Annotated in this window: 18 protein-coding genes; 16 read left to right on the top strand and 2 right to left on the bottom strand. The window is 39.2% G+C overall.

The features are described from left to right. The first annotated feature begins 17 nt into the window (after positions 1-17). From PHV78_00560 to PHV78_00490, 15 genes are all read left to right on the top strand, one after another. Positions 18-686 carry a methyltransferase domain-containing protein gene (locus PHV78_00560; GenBank protein ID MDD5395745.1) on the top strand — a complete coding sequence of 223 codons (669 nt, stop codon included), beginning with the start codon at positions 18-20 and terminating at the stop codon, positions 684-686. Between the two features lie 8 nt (positions 687-694). Beyond that, the gene (locus PHV78_00555) at positions 695-2053 is read left to right on the top strand and encodes a radical SAM protein (protein ID MDD5395744.1); all 1359 of its coding nucleotides are present in this window, start codon (positions 695-697) and stop codon (positions 2051-2053) included. A gap of 54 nt (positions 2054-2107) precedes the next feature. After that, positions 2108-2881 carry a glycosyltransferase family 2 protein gene (locus PHV78_00550; protein MDD5395743.1) on the top strand — a complete coding sequence of 258 codons (774 nt, stop codon included), beginning with the start codon at positions 2108-2110 and terminating at the stop codon, positions 2879-2881. Then, positions 2872-3417: a class I SAM-dependent methyltransferase gene (locus PHV78_00545; protein ID MDD5395742.1), complete on the top strand. Its 546-nt coding sequence runs from the start codon at positions 2872-2874 to the stop codon at positions 3415-3417. The genes PHV78_00550 and PHV78_00545 overlap by 10 nt, the downstream gene beginning before the upstream one ends. A 3-nt stretch (positions 3418-3420) precedes the next feature. Next, a complete protein-coding gene (locus PHV78_00540; GenBank protein MDD5395741.1) occupies positions 3421-4110 on the top strand; it encodes a glycosyltransferase family 2 protein in 690 nt (229 codons plus the stop codon). Positions 4111-4113: 3 nt separating this feature from the next. Next, entirely contained in the window at positions 4114-5235 is a 1122-nt protein-coding gene (locus tag PHV78_00535) for a hypothetical protein (GenBank protein ID MDD5395740.1), read from the top strand. Continuing rightward, entirely contained in the window at positions 5232-6587 is a 1356-nt protein-coding gene (locus PHV78_00530; GenBank protein MDD5395739.1) for a glycosyltransferase family 39 protein, read from the top strand. Before PHV78_00535 ends, PHV78_00530 begins: the two co-directional genes overlap by 4 nt. Then, positions 6584-7354 (top strand): prepilin peptidase, encoded by a 771-nt coding sequence (locus PHV78_00525; protein MDD5395738.1) that lies wholly within the window; start codon positions 6584-6586, stop codon positions 7352-7354. Before PHV78_00530 ends, PHV78_00525 begins: the two co-directional genes overlap by 4 nt. A 17-nt stretch (positions 7355-7371) precedes the next feature. After that, positions 7372-7926, top strand: coding sequence for a type II secretion system protein (locus PHV78_00520; protein ID MDD5395737.1), 555 nt, complete (start codon positions 7372-7374; stop codon positions 7924-7926). Between the two features lie 20 nt (positions 7927-7946). Further along, on the top strand, positions 7947-8495 hold the full coding sequence (locus tag PHV78_00515; GenBank protein MDD5395736.1) for a hypothetical protein: 549 nt from the start codon (positions 7947-7949) through the stop codon (positions 8493-8495). Positions 8496-8519: 24 nt separating this feature from the next. Next, on the top strand, positions 8520-9125 hold the full coding sequence (locus PHV78_00510) for a prepilin-type N-terminal cleavage/methylation domain-containing protein (protein ID MDD5395735.1): 606 nt from the start codon (positions 8520-8522) through the stop codon (positions 9123-9125). A gap of 89 nt (positions 9126-9214) precedes the next feature. Next, positions 9215-9958: a hypothetical protein gene (locus tag PHV78_00505; GenBank protein ID MDD5395734.1), complete on the top strand. Its 744-nt coding sequence runs from the start codon at positions 9215-9217 to the stop codon at positions 9956-9958. Between the two features lie 138 nt (positions 9959-10096). After that, positions 10097-11710, top strand: coding sequence for a hypothetical protein (locus PHV78_00500; protein MDD5395733.1), 1614 nt, complete (start codon positions 10097-10099; stop codon positions 11708-11710). Between the two features lie 99 nt (positions 11711-11809). Next, a complete protein-coding gene (locus PHV78_00495; protein MDD5395732.1) occupies positions 11810-14827 on the top strand; it encodes a LamG domain-containing protein in 3018 nt (1005 codons plus the stop codon). Between the two features lie 542 nt (positions 14828-15369). Next, on the top strand, positions 15370-16887 hold the full coding sequence (locus PHV78_00490; GenBank protein ID MDD5395731.1) for a hypothetical protein: 1518 nt from the start codon (positions 15370-15372) through the stop codon (positions 16885-16887). A gap of 144 nt (positions 16888-17031) precedes the next feature. Here PHV78_00490 and PHV78_00485 read toward each other — a convergent pair whose 3' ends face one another. Both PHV78_00485 and PHV78_00480 read right to left on the bottom strand, forming a co-directional pair. Beyond that, positions 17032-17670, bottom strand: a complete 639-nt coding sequence (locus tag PHV78_00485) for a methyltransferase domain-containing protein (GenBank protein MDD5395730.1) — start codon at positions 17668-17670, stop codon at positions 17032-17034. Between the two features lie 174 nt (positions 17671-17844). Beyond that, entirely contained in the window at positions 17845-18372 is a 528-nt protein-coding gene (locus tag PHV78_00480; protein ID MDD5395729.1) for a glycosyltransferase, read from the bottom strand. A 941-nt stretch (positions 18373-19313) separates the two neighbouring features. Here PHV78_00480 and PHV78_00475 point away from each other — a divergent pair. Next, complete coding sequence (locus tag PHV78_00475) at positions 19314-20459, top strand: hypothetical protein (protein MDD5395728.1); 1146 nt, start codon at positions 19314-19316, stop codon at positions 20457-20459. The last annotated feature ends 120 nt before the right edge of the window (positions 20460-20579 follow it).

Raw genomic sequence — 20579 nt, 5'->3', positions numbered from 1 at the left:
TAGTAAAATATTTATTTATGAATCCTTTCAAAAAAATTAGCGATTATTTTAATGATTTCAGATACCAATTTAAATTAAAAAAAGAGATTTTAGATTCCTGCAAAACTGTTTTGGATTTAGGATGCGGAGAACAATCGCCCATTAAATTATTTTCTGACAAATTAGAATATAGCTTGGGCATTGATAATTTTGTCCCTTATATTGAGCGAAGTAAAAATTCAAGAATTCACTCAGACTATTTGATTTCTAATGTTTTTGACGCTTGTCGAAAAATCAAGGATAAATCTTTTGATTGTGTTGTGGCGCTAGATTTAATTGAGCATTTAGATAAGACCGATGGTCTGAAATTGATAAAAGAGGCGGAAAGAATAGCAAAAAAAAGAGTTATAATCTTTACTCCAAATGGATTTTTGAAGCAAGAAACATTTGATGGCAATACCGGGCAGGTTCATCTGTCGGGCTACAGTGTTAAAGAAATGAGAAATATGGGATATTTAGTTTTTGGCATAAGCGGGTTAAAGTTTTTAAGGAGAGAAAAGGGAGATATTAAATTTTGGCCAGCTGTTTTTTGGAAAAAAGCGGCTTCGTTGACGCAACTCATGGCATATTATTGGCCGGAAATAGCCTTTCAGATCTTGTGTATTAAAAACGTAGAACAAACTTGTTCGGACGGTTTTTTTAAGTAAAAATTTTTATGAAACTTATTTTAGTGGACGTCATCGACAATCAGGATAAAATTCAAACTAAATATGATTCTTTGGGGCTTGGTTATCTAATTTCTTTTTTACCCAAAGATGTCAGAAAAGAGATCGAAGTTGAGGTTGTTAACAGCCAAGTCGAAGAGAAGATTGTTTCTTTTGGTCCGGATATGGTGGGCCTTTCTTGCGTTTCGCAAAATTTCAACAGGGCGAAGCAGATAGCTAGGTTTTGTAAAGATAAAAATATAGCCGTAATTATTGGGAAAAGCCACATTACCGCCATTCCCTCAAGCCTGGACAGTAATATGGACGTGGGAATTATCGGCGAAGGAGAGCAAACCTTTGGCGAGATTATAAAGCTATTTATTGATAAAAAATTTACTAAGGAAAATCTTAGGATGATTAAAGGGGTGGTGTTCCATGATGAGGGCAAACTTGTTCAAACAGAGAGTCGTCCTCTTATAGAAAATTTAGACTTAATTCCCTTTCCCGACAGAAATCTTTTTAACATCAAAAAGGGAGACAATGTTTATATGTTTACTTCAAGGGGATGTCCCTATAAGTGTAGGTTTTGTTTTTCTTCGAGATTTTGGGATAAGACCAGGTTTAATTCGGCAGAATATGTGATCAAGGAGATAGGGTATCTTGTCGATCGTTATAATTCTCCCAGAATAACGTTTTGCGATGATCTTTTTATCGCCGACAAAAAAAGATTAAAAAAGATAGTTGAATTAATAAAAAAACAGAAATTTTATAAAAAGATAAAATTTACCGTTTCAGTGCGTGCCAATCTGGTTAATAATGAGTCTGCCAGATTGCTTAAAGAGATGGGGGTTGACATAGTCTCTATGGGGCTTGAGTCTGGGAACGAGAGAATATTTAAATTTCTTAAGGGCGATTTGGTAACAGTCAAAGACAATATGGATGCTATTAATTATTTGAAAAAATATAATTTGCAGGTTAGTGCTTCGTTTATTATAGGTTCGCCGGACGAGACGAGAGAAGAAATCATGGATACTTTAAATTTTATTAAGAAGAGTAAACTAGATTCTTTTGATGTTTATGCTCTTCTGCCTTTGCCAGGTACGCCTATTTGGGAATATGCCTTAGGGAGGCGATTGGTTTCTAATGATATGGATTGGAATAAATTAAGTATTGATTTTTCAAATAATTATAAAAATTATCTAATTTTGTCAGAAAAATTAGACCGAGAAGAATTAAAATGTTTATACGATCTATTTTTGAAGGAACGCAAAAAAAGGCGCTTTTATCTCTTAGTAAAATATTTTTTTAGACGGCCGAAAGAGACAATAAATTTTATAAAAAATAAAATTAGAAAAAATTTTATACATTGAATTTACGCTCTCTCGGTAATCGTTCTTGGTTAGAATATATAAAACTTGCGATCAATGAAATTATCTATTATCATCGTCAATTATAATAGCTGGAAATTTTTGGATCAATGCCTTAATTCGTTGATCAAATTCATTAGCCGGATTGAAACAGAGGTTATTATTGTTGACAACAATTCTCAAGAATCCGCCCTTTTTGGTTATCAAGAAAAGTATCCTTTTATTAATTTAATATTATTAAAACAAAATCTTGGTTTTGCCGCCGCCAATAATATGGCAGCCAAGCAGGCCAAAGGAGATGTTTTGTTTTTTTTAAATCCAGACACGATTTTTATTGAAGACATATTTGAAAAAATCAGCGAATGCTTTAAAAATAACAAAGAGGTAGGAGTTATATCGCCGCAATTGATTTTGGACAACGGTCAACTTCAGCCCTATTCGTTTGGCCGAGACAAAATGATCGATAAAATATATCGAGGCAATCAAACGCAATTAATCAAGAAAAATAATTATTTATTCACTGATTGGGTTAGTGGCGCGGCCCTGGCAATCCGCCGAAAAATTTTTGAACAAATCAACGGTTTTGATGAGAATTTTTTCATGTACTTTGAGGATCGCGATTTGTGCCGCCGAGTTAAAAATTTGGGCTATAAAATTATTGTTTTGATTACTACAAAAATAATTCACCTGGGTGGCCAAAGCCTGACTAGCGATAAAAAACGCAAAACCCTTTATTACCAGTCGCAAAACTATTATTGGCAAAAACATTACGGAGCCATAAGGTCAAATTTACTTAAAGTAATACGCTTTATTTATCTTTTATGTTCTTAGAAGAAGTCTTAAGAAGACTAAGGGTTAATAAGATTAAAAAATATATTAAAAATGGTGCAGTAGTTTGTGATATTGGTTGCGGCCAATCAGCCTTTCTTTTAAAGTCTATTAAGAATTCAATTTCGAAAGGTTACGGATTTGATAAAAAAATCGACAATCTCAAAAAAGACAATTTAGAAATTTGCCACAGTAATTTAGCCAAAGAAATTAACCTGCCGTCTAACTCTATTGACGTCATTACTCTTTTGGCGGTTCTAGAGCATGTTGAATACCCGGAAGATATCTTAAAGGACTGTTATCGACCTTTGAAAGATAGTGGTCGGATTATTATTACCACTCCAGCTCCCAGATCAAAAAATCTTTTAGAATTTTTAGCCTTTAAGTTTAATATTTTGAGCCAAGAAGAAATTGGCAGCCATCTCCGCTATTTTAATTTAAGCGAACTTAAAGATTTATTAATAAAATTAGGTTTTAAAATTGTTAAGGCACAACAATTTCAGTTTGGTTTTAATAATTTTATCGTGGCGCAAAAATAAAATATGAAATTATCAATCATTATCCCGGTTTATAACGAGAGAAAAACGATTTTAGATTTACTTGAAAGAATTAAAGCTGTTAAATTTGATATTGATTCGGAAATAATAATTATTGACGATGCCTCTACTGATGGAACCAGAGAAATTTTAAAAAACGTTGCCCAAGAAGAGCAAAATAATTATAAAATATTTTTTCAAGAGGTTAATCAGGGCAAGGGGCTTGCTTTGCGTCGAGGATTTAAAGAAGCAACCGGCGATATTATTGCCATCCAAGATGCTGATTTAGAATATAATCCGCAAGAGTTGCCCGATCTTGTTAGGCCCATTTCAGAGGGCAGGGCTGAGGTGGTTTATGGTTCGCGTTTTTTAACCAAACATCGCCCGATTTATAAAATATTTTATTTAGGCAATCGTTTTTTGTCTTTTCTTTTTTATCTTTTTTATGGGCATAAAATCAACGACCCCTGGACCTGTTATAAAGTTTTTAAAAGAAATTTGATCCAAAGTTTAGAATTAGAGTCAAACGGGTTTGATTTAGAGATAGAACTAACAGCTGATTTTTTAAAGAAAAAACATAAAATTTTAGAAATACCAATTTCTTATCATCCGCGCCTTTATAAAGACGGCAAAAAGATAAAATATACCGATGGCCTAAGGGCTATTTGGGCCATTGCTAAATATAGGTATAGTTAATTTATGCTCAAGTGGCTTCGGCAAAATAAAAAAACGATAATTCTTTTAGGCCTGGTCATTGTTTTCTTGGCCGGAAGTTTTATTTTGAAATCAATATCAGTTATTGCTTTTGAAGCGCAAAATAATGAAAACAAACCACGTTGTCTTGTGAACGACCGTGGTCTTAATTGCCAAAAAAACATTGCAGGCGATCCCTTGATTATCAAAGAGAATGCCGGACTAATATTTTATTTACCTCCGCAGGAAAAATTAAATTTTGCCGCTGATAAATACCATTTTTTAGCTCTAAGATTAAAAACCACCGCGGATTTTTCTCAATTATCGGTAAATTTTTTAAATCCACAAGGAGGAGCCAAGCCGTTAAATAATTTTATTTTTAATAAAAAGAATAATCAATTCACCGATTATTATTTTAATTTATCTAATTTTGACGCCTGGTATGGCATGGTCGACCGCCTATATTTAAAGTTTAATCCATCACAAATTGAAGTTGACTCTTTTTCTTTACTTTCAGGCACGCCTGGTTTAGTTTTAAAAACCCTATGGCAGGAATATTTTTCTTTGCCAGCCGAAGGATTATCTTGGATTAATATGCTGCCGCCGATTTTTGTTTACGCTACACCTCTTTCATATTATATTTTAATTTTCACCGCAATTATTTTGATAGTTTTGTATCTTTTTAATTGTCGCGATAGCGCTTTGCGCGCCCATTGGCAAAAAATATTTTTAATCGTCGTTTTAGTTGCTTGGTTTTGTAGCGGAATTTATTTTTTGCGCGCTTGGTTTTTAGAATTTAAAGATGATTATAATTTGTCTTCCAAATCAAACGATCAAAAAAGGGCAATTTTAATCAACAGTTTTTTACAGGACAATTCAGGTACGGACTTAAATAGTTATTTGAGGGCGGTTAAAGAAAAAATACCCTTGGGCAGTAAGATTTTCCTGCCGCCATCGACTGATTATCGCCGCATTGTTTTAATTTATGATTTAATAGATCAATACCAAGTTGTCGGCGATATCAATCTGGCCAAATATGTTTTGTCTTATTTTGCTCTAGAGGCAAACTATGATGGCTTTGAAAAAATAGTCGTCGCGCCTAATCAATTAATCTATTATAGAAAATGATAATAATAGCTTCAACTATTTTAGGGATTTTAGCGCCGATAATTTTTGGTTTGGTTTTAATAACTTTAATCGCTCGCCAAACAAAATTTTTCTTAAGCGAAATTTTTGCTTTAAGTTTTGCCTTGGGCGTGTTTTTTATAACTATGTTAATTTTTATTTTTTCTTGGCTGGGTCTATTGCTAACCTTGTCGGTAAATATTTTATTGGCACTATTATTCTTAAGTATTGTTTTTATAATTTTACGCCGAGTTGCTGTTGATTCTCACATTAACCATAAGCCAAATGAACAAAAAATTAAGTTGTTAACCAAGATTTTAACAATAATTTTATTTATTATTATCGCCGCAACAATAATTTTTGTTTTTTTCTCAGCCTGGTGGCGGCCGATTATTCAGTATGACGCTTTGGCCACCTGGTCATTAAAAGCAAAAATATTTTTTAGCCAAAATAAAATTATTCTTAACCAAGACCATCCATATTTCTTGGGTATCCATTTATTAGGCTATCCTTTACAACTGCCATTGTGGCAGGATTGGCAATCTGTTTTGGTCGGGAGCTGGTTTGAGCCGGCCATAAAACTTACTTTGCCCATTTATTATTTATCATTATTAATTATTCTTTATAGCGCTTTGCGCCGCACCGCTTCGCGTTTTCGCGCCATGATTTTTACTTTCTTTTTGGCGACTATGCCGTTTGTGGTTTATCATGCCAGGCATGATTATGCAGATTTAATTTTATCTTTTTATGTTTTAGCCACTGCGATTTATTTTTGGCGTGGCTGGCGGGAGGAAAACAGGGGATATTTTATTTTAGGCGCAATTCTAGCTGCCAGTGCGGCTTGGACCAAAAATGAAGGATTGGCCCTATCGATTATTATTTTAGTCTCTTCCTTGATTTATTCATTAGTAAAGAAAAAATTCAGAGTAAAACATTTAATTAGCGCTGGTTTACTTATTGCTCTGGTTTTGCCGTGGTTAATTTTTAAATTTAGCCATCATTTAAGCTGGGCAAACAACGAAAATTCGTTCAAATTAATTCATAGCTTCGGCGCTTTAAGCATTTTATTTAATCGGCTTATTGTCATTTCAAATTGGAACATTTGGTGGTTGATATTTATTTTGCTAATTATTTTTAATTGGCGATCTCTTTGGCATAGAGAAAATTCATTTTTATTTTTTTCCGTTTTGGGCTGCTTGATTTTCTATTTAGCTCTTTATGTTTTTACCGATTCAAATAATTATTATTTATTGGTTGGCGTTATTGACCAAAGAAATCTTTTAACGATTGCGCCTTTGACTATTTTTTACGGAGCCCTTCTTTTTTTCGGGGATTATGTTAAAATAGAATCATGATTTTACTTTTCGTATTTTCTTTTGTCATCGGGTTGATAATGGGGAGCTTTTTAAACTGCCTCATTTATCGTTTGTATCATAAAAAAAGCATTTTAGGCAGGTCGTTTTGCCCTCGTTGTTCTAAAAAAATAAGTTGGTATGATAATGTTCCGGTTTTAAGCTTTTTTTTACTGCGACGCCGCTGCCGTTCTTGTCGGCAAAAAATTTCCTGGCAATATCCACTCGTGGAGCTTGCTACTGGTTTTTTATTTTTAGCGGCCGCTTATCATCAATTGGCTTCGGGGTCGAGCGATGTGGTAATTTATTTACTGCGCGACTGGTTGATGATTTTTGCGCTAATATTTACTTTTGTCTACGATCTTAAGTTTTATATTATAGAAGATACTGTTTTAATGCCGATCGCAGCTGTTATTTTATTTATTAATTTATTTTTATTAAAAATATACTGGTTGAATATTGTTTTAGCTGGCTTGGGGGCAGGCCTGTTCTTTATCGTCCAATATTTAATTACCCGTGGCAAAGGAATCGGCTTGGGAGACTTTCGCATCGGGATTTTATTGGGCGTTTATTTCGGATGGCCGAACATTTTGGCGGCGATTTTAGCTTCTTATCTGATCGGCAGCTTAATAGGCCTAGCCCTAATTCTTACTCGTCAAAAAAAATGGGCCTCTCAAGTTCCCTTGGGCCCCTTTTTGGTTATTGGAAGTTTGGTGACAATGTTTTTTGGCCAAAAAATCATAGGTTGGTATTTGCATACTTTTTTATAATTAGATAAAATAAGTAGATGGCGGAAGGTAATAATAAAAAAAAATCAAAAGCATTTTCGATTATTGAATTAGTGGTGGTTGTTTTTATTATAGGCGTCTTAAGCGCCATGACTATTGTCAACTATCGCACGGGTCAAAGAAAAGACGATTTATTGACCAACAGCAAGGAGATGCTCAGCGTAATCAAGCGATCGCAAAGTATGGCCTTGACTGGTTATAAACAAACGAGCAATTTAACCAATTATGGCTATGGCATATATGTGCCATCTAATAATAGCACGACCTATAAGCTTTATATTGATCAAGGCGCGCCCAATAATTATAAATGGGACGCGAGCGCAAGTGATGAATCAATAGAGGATTATACTTTGTCTCCGGGCTTAATTATCGAGAATGCCGGCTGTAAAGACTTGGTTTTTACTCGGCCGGAAGGACAAGTTTATTGCGATGGAGCCGCTTTGACCAGTGGAGCAAACATTTTCTATAGCATTAAAAGTTCCGGCAATCAAACTTACCTATATATACGCATTAATTCCAAGGGCAGAATAGACGTTGTTACTTCGCAATCTTAGTATATTATTAAGATATTTTCATGGAGAGAAAATCTTCTCAAACTTTAATTGAAACTATTGTGGCTACCGCTATTGTGATCATAGCGTTGGTTGGCATTTTGTCTTTAGCCCTTTCAACATTGTCTTTGGGTGGACAAACCACCGAATGGGTTCAGGCGATTACTTTAGCTCGAGAAGGTGTTGAGGTTTGCCAAGCGGTTAGATCAACTAACTGGTTTAATGAAGGCCAGACCTGGTCTTTTGGTTTAGATAACGGGGTTTATGTTTTTGATTATGGTGATACTGATTTTGACACCGCGGCTAATGGCAATATAGATAGTTGTTTAAATTGCAAACTTTGTTTTGATCCGACTACTAAAATTTATTCACACGCCGATGATAGCGGTAATTGCACCGTAGGTTTAACCAAGACCCTCTTTCGACGGATTGTGACTATAGCCACTGGCGACGACTTAGGCACTAATTGCAGCGCTAATTGTGAAAAAGTGGCTACGGTTTTGGTTAAATGGACGGAAAAAGATCGTCCCCATCAAGTGACCCTAGAGAAGAAGTTTACCGATTGGCGTTAAGATTAATTTAATTATCAATTTATAATGAGTCTTAAAAATAAATTACATCGCCGAGGATTCAGTTTATTAGAATTAATAGTTTCTGTCGGCTTAATTTCGATTATTATCGTTGTGGCGACTGGAATTTATATTTATGCCATCGGCAGTCAACAAAAATCTTCGGTCAACGCCGATCTTCAGCAGGATGGCCAAAATTTATTAAGCAAAATTACCAAAGATATTCGCGATAAACGCATAAATTACAGTTATTATACCGCGGGAGTTGATACGCCAGAAGACGCCTTGGCCTTAATAAATGACAACGATAGCAGTTCGGCTAATTATATTTATACGGTTTATTATTTTAATGCATTCAGTAAACGCGCTGAGCGCTGTGAATCCGTCGGTAACGCAACTTACTGTGATAGTGTTTCCGTTAACTTTGAACCAGTAACTATGCTTGATATTCAGGTTGAAAAATTAAATTTTTACATTGACCCCACTACAAATCCGTATACGGCCGGAGCGACCACCTTTACGGTACCGCGCGTAACAACGGTTTTGGAACTAAGTTCGCAAAAGGAGCGCTTTGGGCAAAAATACGTTCGACTGCAACAAACAATTAGTCAACGTTATGAAGAAAAAAGGTAAAGAGCAGCCCCAATCACGCGAATTAGCTACAAATTATTCGCGAATTTTTACAAATAAAATCATTTATTAGAAATTGAAAATTTATTTTTATGATAAACATATCACGTTATATGTTACGGGATAAGCGCTCCATTACTATTTTGTTGGTAATTTTTGTCATCAGTTCGCTTTTAACTTCGGCGGCCCTAGTAGCAGATGTTTTAATCCGCCAGGCGCGCATGACCAAAGGTTCGGCTAATTCAGAGGCGGCGCTTTACGCCGCCGAGTCCGGGGCCGAAGAAACTGCTTATAAGGTTTTAAAAAATCATTGCGAGCTTGGCGATCCGAATAGCTGCGGGTCTAATGATACTTTAAGCAATGGCGCGGAATATTTAGTGGAAGGCAACAATGATATTACAGTAGAAAACGCAGACGCATCGTTCGGTAATATTACTTTGACGCCCGGGAAATCATTTGTTCTTTATTTAGATATTCGTGGAGTTGGTTATCCTAGCGCTGGGCTAACGGTTAGTTGTCTTACGGCCGGCTGTTCGAGTGATATGGTTGTTTTAGAAGAGGTGATTGCCACAGGGATTCAAACAGAAACTATTTATACTGATTTTTCTTCGTCTTTTGTGGTTCCGATTAGCGTGGGGGCTAGTCCCTATTATTTAAATTCATATTATAAAATAACCTTGCATAATAGTGGAGTTATTAGTCAGGATTACACTATTAATTGGACTGGGAATTTGCCCAAGAGTTTAAAGATTTCTAAGTCGGTTGGTACTTATAAAACCTTTCAGCGAGTGATAGAAATGATTTTTCCGCGCTGGCAAATCATTGGCGGCAGTTAATTTGTCTGGTAGACTTTTCCACTGCTGAGCACTTAACATTAATCTTTTAACATCTATAATATTAATATAGGTTTTGTAAGTTATTTTTTTTAAACAAAATAATTTTGTCCCTAAAGGGACAGTAAGAGGTTATTTTTTATGACAAGAAGACCTTCTTCTAATCAAGCTGGTCAAATTGCCTTAAAAGGTTTATTTGGCTTTTTGATTATACTCCTCGTTGGAGTATTTTTTATTGGCATTTTGCCGGGCCTAGCTGCCTGGTCTGAACCGTCCGCGCCCCCACCTGGTGGCAATCCGGATTTTCCGGTTAATATTGGTTCAACTTATCAGACCAAAACCGGAAGTTTAAATATTGAGGGAAATTCAGGGGCCAATGTTGGTTTAATTGTTGGTAAGGGCGATTTGGTTGTCGGTGGTGGTAAGAATGTTATTTACGGCAATGCCAAAAGTACCTCGACTGGCACTTTGCTGAAATTAGAAAACTGTAGCGGCACCGGCGCCAACATTTGTGAAGGCGCCGTTACTGCCCTTTCGGTTGATATTAGTGGCAACGTGGCTACAAGAGGCACTATTGGTATTAGTCAGGGCGCTTCACCCGAAAAATTTCTTGTTACGGCCGCCGGAGATATTACCAGAATTAACAATGTAGACTATACTTGGCCGGCTTCTCAGGCTAGTGGAACTAAATGTCTAACGAATGATGGGGCCGGTGCATTAACCTGGGGAAGTTGCGGAACCGGCGGCAGCGCCACGCCCGGCGGTAGCAATACCCAAATACAATTTAACGATAGCGATAGTTTTGGCGGTGCGATCGGCATGACTTATAATAAAACTACTCAAATTTTGACACTTACGCCAACGGCTGGCGCGGGAGCCAATGAAAGTCCATTGTTTGTTAACACTAGCGCTGCGGCTGTAGGCGGTTTTGCCAGTTTCCAAAAAAATGGGACAGAAAAAGCCGAGTTTGGCTGGGGCGATTTATGCGGCGGCGGTGATGCTAATGGTGCGGCAATTTGTGCAGCTAACCGGATTGTCCAATTCGGCGGGCAGGGTCACACCGACATGACCATTACCGGCGGCAAGGTCGGTATTGGGACGACAAGTCCAAACTATAAATTAACTGTTTTAGGAGGAGATAATTACGCAATATTTGGCGAGAGCAATGAATACGGGGTATATGGTAAAACGAACTCAGCTGATTATGCAGGCGTATTTGGTTATACAGATGTTGCTAACGGAAAGGCTATTCTATCTCAGGCTGCCAATGGTGGCTGGGCAGGTTATTTTCTCGGGGATGGTTTCTTCTCTACTAAACTTGGTATTGGGGAAGAGTCACCGGGTTATGAGCTAGATATTAAAAATTCTGCCGCTACTGGCACGGCCATGGTTAGGCTTAATCAAAATAATGCCACTAAACTTTATACTGGTGTGCGTATGGATCGTCAATCTACGGAAAAATGGTACGTTGGCATGGATAATTCAACTGATAATTTCCTGATTCGTCGTACTGGTTCAATTAATGACATATATGTTGATGCCAATGGTGATACTACCATAAATGGAGATTTAACAGTTAATGGCGAATTAACAACTATAAACAATTCATTAACTCCTTGTGTAGTAGTTAGCTCAACGCCTGAGTCGCCATTGGCCTCTTGTCCAGCAGGTCATGTGGTGACAGGAGTTTCTCTTGATAGTGGCGGCGGCGGCGGTTTAGAGATGACAGTATCTATAACCTGCTGTCCTTTATAGGATTAGGTTTGTTTTACGGAGTTTTTATTTACCAGGAGGAATTTTATCATAAGGAATTTAGATGTATTTAATTTTTGAATAATCCTTTGATTTTTTGTTATGTCTAAATCAAAAAAAATACTTTTGGCGGTTTGCAGTATCATACTCTTGGTTTTAATCATGATGCTGATTCAGACCTTTACGTCTACTAGGGTTTTGTCTTTCCTTGATCCGATGAATCGTTTTGTATTTGACGGCTGGCTGACGAAACTTTTTTCCGCTCGCGGCGGTTCTACTCACAATATCCGTGGTTGGCTTTGGTCGGAAAATTACGGCTGGTTGAACACTAATTGCTATAATGACTATAATAATGACGGGACGTTTGATTGTTGTTGCCCTGATGCCGGCTATTGTCCGGCTGAAGCCGGAGCTTGTCCTTATTCAGTAGCTTCCAATGATTATGGTCTTAATGTTGATTTGGGCGCGACGGCAACCAACAAATTAAATGGTTATGCTTATATGGCCAATCTTGGCTCGGCCGGAGATTTAACGGCTACCAGAGACGGCTATGTTTGTTTTGGTGAAACTTGTGGCGGTACTGCGCCTGATGGCTTTTCGACTTGGGCTTGTATAGGATCTCGATTGTCCAATGGCAGCTGTTTAGGTGATTGCGGTGAAGATTTTAATTATAATAGTAGCTGCACTGATAGCACGCCAGATCCAGATTTAGTGGCTCAATGGAAATTTAATGAGATTGATACTAGGAATGGCACTACTCCAAGTTCAGTTGGTACAGGGCTTAACGCTACTCTTGGTCCGACTTATCCGACCTTTTCTCCATTTCTTATTACCGGCAAATTTAATAGCGCTTTGGATTTTGATGTTGATAATAATCCTTTGGCGCCTGATGCGGTTTGGGCTCAAGTACAGAGCAGTTCACCTCTAAATTTAACAAGCAATTTTACTCTTGAAGGCTGGATTAATTTAAAAGGAGATACTGGCGCAGAGCAAATTATGTTACGTAAGGCCGATGCCTATGCCTTGGGCGTGATTCCGGCAACTTATGATAATTTTCAAGCCAAATTATACATTGACGGCACTTGGAATGCTTATAATTTTAGCGATAGTGAAGTTAGAGTTAATTATCAGGATAAATGGCGCCATGTGGCTATGACTTATGACGGCGCTTACGTAAGACTATATTTAGATGGCGCTTTAGACAGAGTTTACGCTCAATCAGGAAGCGTTAATATAGCTACTACATCTCCTTTATATTTAGGCGGCGAACAAACCGGCGCGCATCTAAGCGGTTATTTAGATGATGTGGTTATTTATAATCGGGTAAAGACTGCCCAAGAGCTTTGGCAAGATGCCAAGCAAGAAGTGACCGGTTGGGCCAGGGTGCGGGCTAGTGGTAGTTCTGATGGTTGGGTCGGATTAAGCGGAGTGGTTAATAATTATCAAACTGATATTTATAATAATAATGGTCAAGTTAGTGAGCCGGGTGTTGATGATTATGCCTGGGGTTTATTTTTAAATGACCATTCACAAGGTGGCGGTTATTATACTTTTGGCGGATGGTATTCTCCGTCGGGCCATTATGACTGGCGCACCTGGTCTTGGAATTCTAATTATTTTGGTTGGATTACTGGGTCACATGTATTTTCTGGAGCATCCCCTAAGGCATTTGATACTTTTTCAGCTGCGCCTATTACTAATTTAAGTTGCGATGGGGGAGGATATGCTAGTATGAATTTAACTTGGGAGGCCTCTGAAGGCGCCACTTCATATATATTTTGGCGCTGCCCAGCTCACGCCACTCTTGATGAGTGCCTTGGCGGTTATGATTATTCTCCTTATTCTATTTCTAAGGATGCTTGTACTAATGATGAGTGTCAAACTATTGATGATTGGTATTTAGAGCCAAACACCCGTTATTGTTATAAAATGCAAGCTTGGAACAATAATGGCAACCGTTGGGCTACTGATACTTTGCCAAATCATCCTCAGCCTTTTTGCGTTAAAACCGTACCCTGCTCTTTAGTAGAAGATGTAATGGTTCAAGGTAATACTTGTGGTCAATTAAAATTGTTCTGGGCGCCAACAGCTGATGAACGTAATAACATAGATGGTTATAATATTTATCGTTCGGTCAGGTCTAATGGCTGTGATTCTTTAACTGGCAGTAATTGTATTATTGTCGGACATTTAGGCGAGGGTTTACCGGGTGGCGAAAATTTAGTCGGCCAATGGAAAATGAATGAAACATCTTGGTCTGGTCAGGGCGCGGCTAAAGATTCTTCTTATTATAATAATGATGCTACGGCCAATGGCTCGCCTTATCCTACTACCGAAGGCGCAAAATTTAATCGCTCTGGCTATTTTGATGGTGGCCACTTAGCCGTTGCTGATAGTGATTCTTTGGATGTTAATTTAACCACAGAATCGTTTACTATTAGCGCTTGGGTTAAAACGACTGATACTGACGGCATGGTTATCGAGAAAATAAGCGGGAACAATGGTTATCAATTGAGTATAGTTAGCGGCAAGGCTAAATGTTTTATTAGTGATGGCACCAATCAAGCTCAGGTTACCGGCACTACCACGGTTAATGATAATAATTGGCATTATCTTGCTTGCGTAGCCAGCCACGGTGTTAATTTAAAATTATTTGTTGATAAAAATTTTGAAGGTACGCCAGCTGATATTTCTTTAGTTGGAGACACATCTAACACGGCTTCGTTTAATATGGCTGGCACTAGCGTGCTTTTAAGCGCCATGCTTGATAATGTTTCTGCTTATAAAGAAGTGCGTTCCCATACTTCACTTTTGGTGGAAAGTTTATCGAATTCATTATCCGCTTCTTGCCAGTTAACAACCAATCAGCCATTTTTATATGGCGCTAGTCAGACTGAATTTGCCTGCACAGAGCAAAATCCTTGCTGCCAGTTTGTTGACTCTCGCGTTAATCCGAATACGATCTATTATTACTCATTAACGCAAACTAGCGGCGCTGGGGAATCGTCGGCTAAAGGACCGCGCGATACAACCAGCTGTAAAACGGTTAACGCTGAGTGGTATCGTTACGGATGCGATAAAACTACTTGTCAGGCCAGGGTTCAAGAAAAAGAAAGATAATCAGGAATAGGATCTAGAATTTACTTGCCTGCCGGCAGGTAAAATAGAACGTAGAACACGGAATATAAAATAATTATAATAAATAACTCGTCAACAAAAGGCGAGTTATTTATTTTCTTTAAATAGTAAATAATTATTAATTTTTCTTTAATTACCATTGTTTTAATATCAAAATTAGCTTTTTGCGGCCAATTTTTATCATTTACCCGTTAAAATTAGAGAAGTATATAATTTTTAAAGGACTCGTGACCCGTGGCGTCAAGAGTGTTGCGTTAGATTCTGGACTAAAAGTAAGCTAATTAATCAAAAAAATCCGCGGTGCAAAAGTTAGCTTTACGGGCCGTGACCCGTGGCGTCATAGTTAATGAAAATTACTAAAAATATAAATATTAGACCAAATGTAGCGAGAAAACCTCATAGTGCAAAAGTTAGCTTTACGGGTTGACTTTTGTCAATTTTTGGTGTATTATAATAAATAGCTCTTTGACAAGTGTCAGAGCAAGCAAAGAAACAGAAAAACCCAAGAAATAAGGAGAAATCCAATGAAACAGCTCTTTCCCGCTCTGTTCGTTCTGGTGCTGTTCGGCTTGGGTTTTGCCCAGACGCCGGACTCCCAGAAGGTTTTCAGTCTGACCATTTGCACGTCCAATGCTCAGAACATGAGTGACGACATTTGCATGTGGTATCAGGTGAAAGGATATGACTCGGCTTGCCAGGACGGCCGGTTTCAGGTCGATACTAACGTCAATCTGATGGGCAATGCTTGGCCACAGCGGGGAAATCCCCTTTCGGGCGTTAGTGTGAAATATCGGCGATCGCCGATTGATGATTCGACTACGCTCGCAAGCATTCAGCGCCACCTTAGCAGCTATGGTAGTCAGATGGACTCCAACGACATCCTGGTTGTTCAGGTTATCGGCCATGGTTGCCCTCCACCAGAGCATCTCTGGCAGACGGTTCTGTGGAACAACGAAGTCCTGACCGACAGTATGTTAGCTGCTTGGTGCTGTGCAGTGCCTGGCTACAAGTTCGTTGCCGTTTGGTCTTGTTTCGCCTTTGGTACTGGTGTAGACAGTTTGCACCAGGGCATTGCTACCTGGTTTGGCTGTAAAGCGCCGGAAGCCATCCGTTATAAGACTGTAGTCGTAAGCGCGGCCGGACCCCAGCCAGCCTGGTCTCCAGGCTGGGCTGATGACTACGAGTATCCCGGCGCACCATATACGCCAGGATGCGAGAATGACGTCAACTACCAGCTTGAGTTTTGGACTCATCTGGGAACAGTGCTGTGCGGTGGGATTGAACCGAGCTGGTATCGCAGCACGAACGGCACTCCGCCCGGCTATTGGTTGACTGCGATTGATACGGTTAATGGCCGCGATCTACCTGGCTTTAACGACAGCCGACTTTCTGTAGCCAAGTGTTCTACCTGGATTCGAGCTCGAAACACCAGGCCAGGATACGAGGATTACCAGATTGTCGATCCGGGCCACCTTAAAGACATCTTTGTCTTGTGGCCTCGGCCAGCTATCATCGACTCAATCGATGCTCAGCCGCTGGAGCTGGTCGTTCCAGACACTGTGAATCTCAACGTCTCGTTTGGCATTAACATCAACGTCAAAAATCACGGCATTTACCCCACTGTCATTCCAGCTGAACTCTACGTCGATTCCAACCGCTATCTAGACACCAGTTCGCAAGTACTTCCCAACCACGAAGCTCTCATCAGCTTTTCGTCCCGTAGCGATAGCACTACTGGATGGGTGCGCGTTCGCTGTGTCACTCAGCTCTCGGGCGACCAGTCGCCACACAACGACACCCTTGTCGACAGCATCTACATACTACCAACCAGTATACTTGAAGAGCAGGCAAATGTGCTTAATCACGAGGCGCCCCTTCCTACCGTCATCCCGTTCGCGTCTTTCAAGCGCGTCTTCGCTCAACACAAGTTCGTCATCTTCGACGTCAATGGACGGCGAATTCAGGACCCGATCGAGCAGGGAGTGTTCTTCCTGTTTGATACTGACCTGGAAAAGACTCACAAGGTTATCGTCGTTCGTTAATTCCTAGACGACATCTACCATCCCTTCGACTACGACTGGAGGTTCGTAGCTCGATTTCGATCAGAAAGGGCCCGCGGTATCCTGCCGCGGGCCCCCAATTAGTTTTAGTTAAATATTTTTTTAAAATATTTAGTAATAGAATTATTAAATAATAGTATTATTGTTTGGAATACTTCTTATCTTTTGTGCAATTAATTTTACAATCCCATGATGGTGCGGTTTTGGGGTGCCGGGGTGTCCCTTATCTTCGATAATTTTTTCTTCATATTCAATAATATTAAAGTCAGAAAATATTTTTTTTAATTCCTGAGGTTCAAAAAAACAGCGTTTATCGTTGTTTATTTTTATATAAAGTGGATCATTCGTAGTAAAGCTAGAAATAATAACATATCCGTTGTTTTTTATATTACTTTTAATGTTATTAATTATTTTTAAAGCCTCTTGCTTGGACAAAAACTGCAATGAGTTGAAAGCATTTATGATGCCATATTTATCTTTCGCAATATTAAAATTTTGAATCCTATCGCAAAATAGAGTTATGTTAGTGGGCAGTAAATTATTTACTTGAATTTGCTCTTTTATTTTATTTATGCCTTCTTGAGAATTATCTACAGCGTCTACCTTGAATCCCTTTTGTAGCATAAACAAAGAATCCCTTCCTTGCCCGCAGCCCAAATCCAAGAACCCCCCGCTAATATTAAAGAGGCCATGAAGTTTCCGTAAGAGTCTGTTTGGTTGTTGTCCCCAAACATTATTATTTTGATATATTTGATTATATTTCATGCCTATATTTTAGTAAATTTTTTAGATAAAGAACAGCGATAGCACTTTTGGTAACTATCGCTGTTTGGGTTAGCAGCGCCAACATTGTGGATCTTTGTCAAAGAAACTACCCGTCGTACCGGCAGAAACCGCATGGCAACCACGACAGTAATTAAGGAGCTCCTGATTTATTTTTTACACTGCCAACTCTATAACCTTAATTTTATCTTCTGGTATTTTAAACCTTTTCAATAGATCGTTTTTTATAAATTGCGAGTCAGCGATAATTCTTTCCGAGCTTTTTATTGACTGACTGATGACGATTTTAAAAATAATATTTTTAAACCACCACCAGGATTTTCCCTGGGTGTTTTTTTTTGTCGAGAAATCCAACAAGGTCAAATCATGTATAGTCACCACATACTTTCCTTTGTAGAGTAGTGGTTTATTAAAATGTAAGAAATGCATCAAATCCAAATGATATTGGTTTAGTAGTCTTGGCAAAAGCAATTGTTCCTTAAAAGAATACCAAGGATAATTAGCTAAAACTTTATGGAAGTTCTTGTTTTTAGGTTCATACAAATCAAACCCCTCTTTAGTTAAAAAGATAAAATACTCGTTGTTTTGATCGAGCTTTTCCAAAGATTCAATCAACTTCTCTGTGTATCTGCCGATTCCTTTGCCCTGTGGGCCAAAGAAGCGAGCGTCTATTCCTATCTTCATAAACAAAGCCAAATTATTAATTATTTAATCATGATAACGTAATTGGTTTAAACGAGCGACGTCCCCTCACATGCCCTGCTTGTGACCGGGGGCGAGCGTCTATGCCAATACGCATATTTATTAAATATTATAGGTTATATACTATAAATTGTACGTTTGATACTATTTATTATAGCAGAAAATTGTACCTTTACCCAGTTAGAAAATTTTATATTTCTCTTTTATAACGTCGTAAACATGGCCCTTATTTATATATATGTAAATAAATGGCATAAATTGTTTTTTGACTCACATTTTAACGGCCGTAGAAATATGAGTCAAAATGTTAACATTAATGCATTAAAGTAATATATTAAAGTCAAAACAAAGGCAGTTAGTAATCCCCGTTAATCCCTATTTTTTAAAAAGGAATATTCTACTCGAATATTAAAATTAATTTATGCCTAGTTTTAATGACAGCTTCCTGATTAACGGGGTAAAGTTGTTCTAAATGGGCTTGACATTATTTTAAAACGCGATAAAACCGAATCATGGGCCTATTATGGCTCAATCAGGAGGAGATCTTTAACAAACTCTGCTAAGGAGGCAGAAAATGAAACACCTGATAATGGTCGTCTGTCTGGTCGTGGTCTTTCTGGCCACGACTGCGTCGGCTGTAGCGCCTATCAACCTGGGGGGAGTTTCGGGATACATGCATTCTTGGGTCGTTGTACTATCGGATCTATGAAGCTCCCTGGGGCAATGAGCTCATAGTGTTGGGTACTTTTGATTGGGAGCCGACTCCGCCAGGAGCCGCGACGCTACCAGTTGCTCTGTTCCGGATGAATACACAGGGGGAGGTATTGGGACGGCGTGCCTATAATGTTCCGCCCCCCTACGTCTACACCCACGAAGATCCCTGTGAGCTATTTAGTCACAGGGATACTTTCTATGCGGTTGGCGTGAACCTCTCGGGGGACCATCCTTTCTGCGGCTTTTTCGCGGTTCAGGCAGCTGTTAACGAGCGATTCGACAGCATCAACTTCTTCTACCATCTACCCGTACTCCCGAGCGATGACTACGTCCGAGCCGCAGTCATGTTGCCCAACGATAGTAACATCATGGTGGCTGGAGAGAACCGTCCGGTTGATTCGGTTACCCGCAAAGAACTCGGCATGTCCAATCTGCTGTTGATGAAGATCAACTGTCACGCTGTTCCGATTTGGCGTCGGACCTATAGTCTTGCCAGAAAGGACAGCGTTAGAAGCATGCGGCGTCTTACCAATGGCGATTTTATTGTTGTTGGCACTGTCGCCGACACCAACGAAATGCATGCTTGGGACATATCTGTTACCCGCTTGGATACGGCGGGGGAGCTGTTATGGAGTCGCACTTACGGCAATCCCGATTCGGCCGATGACGCCGCCGACGTCGAGCAACTGGATGATACTATCGCCCTAGTGGTAGCAAAGACTTCGCGTTACGATGAAGGAAGATTCTGGTTTATGGCTGTTGACCTAAGAAATGGCGATACGCTTTGGACCAAATCCTACTTCTCATACGGCAACCCTTCGGTTTTGTATAGGCTGAAGAAATGGGCCAGCGGGCACGTAGTAATAGCAGTCGGTCAGGGTGGCGGCGCCTTTGGCCACGGCCTGGTTGTGGCATTCGACTATGCGAATCAAGATACCCTCTGGACATTCCATGGATCAGACAGTTTCCTACCGAGTTTCTGTCTTCGCGACTGGATAGCCAGGGGAGATACGATTATAGCCGTGGGTCGGCGCCACAAAGTGGCTCATCACCTTGGCTATGGCGTTCGTCTGGTTGTGCCAGCCATGGGCATCGAAGAAAGCTCGACCTTAATCCATGCCGGAAAGCCGCTGGTCGTTAAGCCGACGATTGGCAGGGAGTTTAGGTTTTTAACCAGCGTCAACTCGGTTAAAATCTATAACTCTACCGGCCGGTGCGTCAGGCATGTTGCTGGACGAGAATCAGGGCGTCTCTGGGATGGAAGAGACGATGGCGGTTTCGCGGCGCCGAATGGCGTTTACGAAGCAAGAACCTCGGATGGTTCGCCGCCAGTCAGGCTCGTCCTTATTCGCTAGGCCTCCAAATCGCAGAAACGGCCCTGGGTTTTACCTGGGGCCGTTTTACTTTTTATTAGTTTTTGATTAATTATAGTAGAAGATCTTTAATTTAATTTTATTTTATGTTATAATTTGATG

The sequence above is a fragment of the Patescibacteria group bacterium genome (assembly GCA_028715115.1).
Taxonomy (GTDB): domain Bacteria; phylum Patescibacteriota; class Patescibacteriia; order UBA2591; family UBA4787; genus JAQUSN01.
Note: the sequence above shows the minus strand (reverse complement) of the source record. Positions and strands in the feature narration are given on the sequence as shown.